1 protein-coding gene is annotated in these 2,879 nt (G+C 67.0%); it reads right to left on the reverse strand.

The genetic code is table 11. The features are described from left to right. Nucleotides 1-2,740: preprotein translocase subunit SecA (gene secA, locus G6027_RS15030; RefSeq protein ID WP_182637876.1), on the reverse strand; the 2,740-nt coding region annotated here is incomplete at its 3' end. Between the last annotated feature and the right edge of the window lie 139 nt (nt 2,741-2,879).

A 2,879-nucleotide genomic window follows, 5' to 3' on the forward strand; every position in this document is an offset into this window, starting at 1 on the left:
GTTCGCGGCGCTCGAGCCGGTCCTGCCGTTCCTGGGAGCGGCGCTCGGCACGGTTCGCCGGGACGCCCTCGTCGACGAGCTGGGCCTCCCCGGTCTCCGACGGGCCCGAGAACTGCATCTGGTCGTCGGAGACGTCACGACCGGTGCCCGCCGCCTGCAGGATCGGGTTGGCGCCCGCGAGAGACGCCGCCTGCGCCGCGGAGGGGGCGGCCAGCGTCTTCTGCTGGGGGCTGGCCTCGACCTTGACGTTGAACAGGAACGCGACGGTCTCCTCGCGCACCCCGTCCATCATCGCCGCGAACATGTCGTAACCCTCGCGCTGGTACTCGACCAGGGGGTCGCGCTGGGCCATGGCCCGTAGCCCGATGCCCTCCTTGAGGTAGTCCATCTCGTAGAGGTGCTCGCGCCACTTGCGGTCCAGGACCTGGAGCATGATCGAGCGCTCCAGCTGGCGCATGGCACCCTCGCCGCCGATGCCCTCGATCTCGGACTCGCGCTCGTCGTACCGGGCGAAGACGTCGTCGAGAATCGCGTCCTTGAGGTTCTTGGCCGACAGGTCACCCGACGCCCCGTACTCGTCGCCGTCGATGATCGCCTGCGCGGTGATCGAGACCGGGTACAGCTGCCCCAGTGCGTCCCACAACTTGTCCAGGTCCCAGTCCTCGACGTAGCCCTCGGCGGCGGCGCCGTCGACGTAGGCACTGACCACCTGGTAGATCATCGATTCGACCTGGTCGGTGATGTCCTCACCCTCGAGGATCCGCTTGCGCTCGCCGTAGATGACGGTGCGCTGCTGGTTCATCACCTCGTCGTACTTGAGGACATCCTTGCGGATCTCGAAGTTCTGGGACTCGACCTGGGTCTGGGCGTTCTTGACTGCTCTCGAGACCATCCCCGCCTCGATCGGCACGTCGTCGGGCAGGCTCAACCGGTTCATGATCGCCTCGACGGCGGCGCCGTTGAAACGGCGCATGAGCTCGTCGCCCAGGGAGAGGTAGAACCGGGACTCACCCGGGTCACCCTGACGACCCGAGCGCCCGCGCAGCTGGTTGTCGATGCGCCGCGAGTCGTGGCGCTCGGTTCCCAGGACGTAGAGTCCGCCGGCCTCGCGGACGCGCTCGGCCTCCTGCTTGCTGAGCTTGCGCATGCGCTCGATCTCGGCGTCCCATGCCTCCTCGTACTCCTCCGGAGTGTCCACGGGGTTGAGTCCGCGCTCACGGAGGTTGAGGTCGGCGATGATGTCCGGGTTGCCACCGAGCACGATGTCGGTACCACGACCGGCCATGTTGGTCGCCACCGTGACCGCGCTCGGGCGGCCGGCCTGGGCGATGATCTGGGCCTCCGAGGCGTGGAACTTCGCGTTGAGCACGTGGTGCTTGATGCCCTTGCGGGTGAGCAGCTTGGACAGGTGCTCACTGCGCTCGACGGACGCGGTGCCCACCAGGACCGGCTGCTTCTTGTCGACCCGCTCGGCGATGTCCTCCACGACCGCGGAGAACTTCGACTCCTCGGTCTTGTAGATGAGGTCGGCCTGGTCCTCGCGCGCCATCGGCCGGTTGGTCGGGATCGGCATGACCTCGAGCTTGTAGATCGAGTAGAGCTCGGCGGCCTCGGTCTCGGCCGTGCCGGTCATCCCGGCCAGCTTCTCGTAGAGGCGGAAGTAGTTCTGCAGGGTGATGGTGGCCAGCGTCTGGTTCTCGGCCTTGATCTCCACCCGCTCCTTGGCCTCGATGGCCTGGTGCATGCCCTCGTTGTAGCGGCGTCCGTCGAGCACGCGCCCCGTGAACTCGTCGACGATGATCACGTCGCCGTCGCGGACGATGTAGTCCTTGTCCTTGGTGAACAGCTCCTTGGCCTTGATGGAGTTGTTCAGGTAGCTCACCAGCGGTGAGTTGGCCGCCTCGTAGAGGTTGTCGATCCCGAGCTGGTCCTCCACGTACTCGACGCCCGGCTCGGTCACGCCGATCGTGCGCTTCTTGCGGTCGACCTCGTAGTGCGTGCCCTCCTCGAGCAGCGGGGCGATGCGGGCGAACTCCGCGTACCACTTGCTCGACCCGTCGGCCGGGCCCGAGATGATGAGCGGGGTCCGCGCCTCGTCGATCAGAATCGAGTCGACCTCGTCGACGATCGCGTAATAGTGGCCCCGCTGGACCAGCTCCGCGGTGTCGTGCGCCATGTTGTCGCGGAGGTAGTCGAAACCGAACTCGTTGTTGGTGCCGTAGGTGATGTCGGCGGAGTAGGACTCCCGGCGCTGCGCCGGGGTCATGCCACCGAGGATCGCGCCCACGGACAGTCCGAGGAATCGGTGGACGCGGCCCATCCACTCCGCGTCGCGCTTGGCCAGGTAGTCGTTGACCGTGACCACGTGGACGCCCTGACCCGACAGGGCGTTGAGGTACGCGGGGAGCACACAGGTCAGGGTCTTGCCCTCGCCGGTCTTCATCTCCGCCACGGCCCCGGTGTGCAGGACGATGGCGCCGACGATCTGCACCTTGTACGGCCGCTGCCCGAGGACCCGGTAAGCGGCCTCGCGGGCCACCGCGAACGCCTCCGGGAGCAGGTCGTCCAGCGTCTCACCCTCAGCCAACCGAGCCTTGAACTCGTCGGTCTTGGCACGGAGCTCGTCGTCGGTCAGCTTCTCCGTCTGGTCGGACAGGGTGTCCACGTACTCGGCGAGAGCGCTGTACCGCTTGAGCTTTCGACCTTCGCCGGCTCGGAGCAGCTTGGAAAGGATGGACACAGTCTCGAACGTCCTCGTGGTCGGGTTGATCGGAAAATCTGGCTACCTGCGCTGGGGCCGCGCGGGTCCTCGGTTCATCCTAGGTGCTGTCGGCCGCGGATACACGCCGAGGGCGGGCCGGTCCGTGCGGACCGGCCCG

This window comes from Dietzia sp. SLG310A2-38A2 (assembly GCF_014145095.1).
Lineage (GTDB): Bacteria > Actinomycetota > Actinomycetes > Mycobacteriales > Mycobacteriaceae > Dietzia.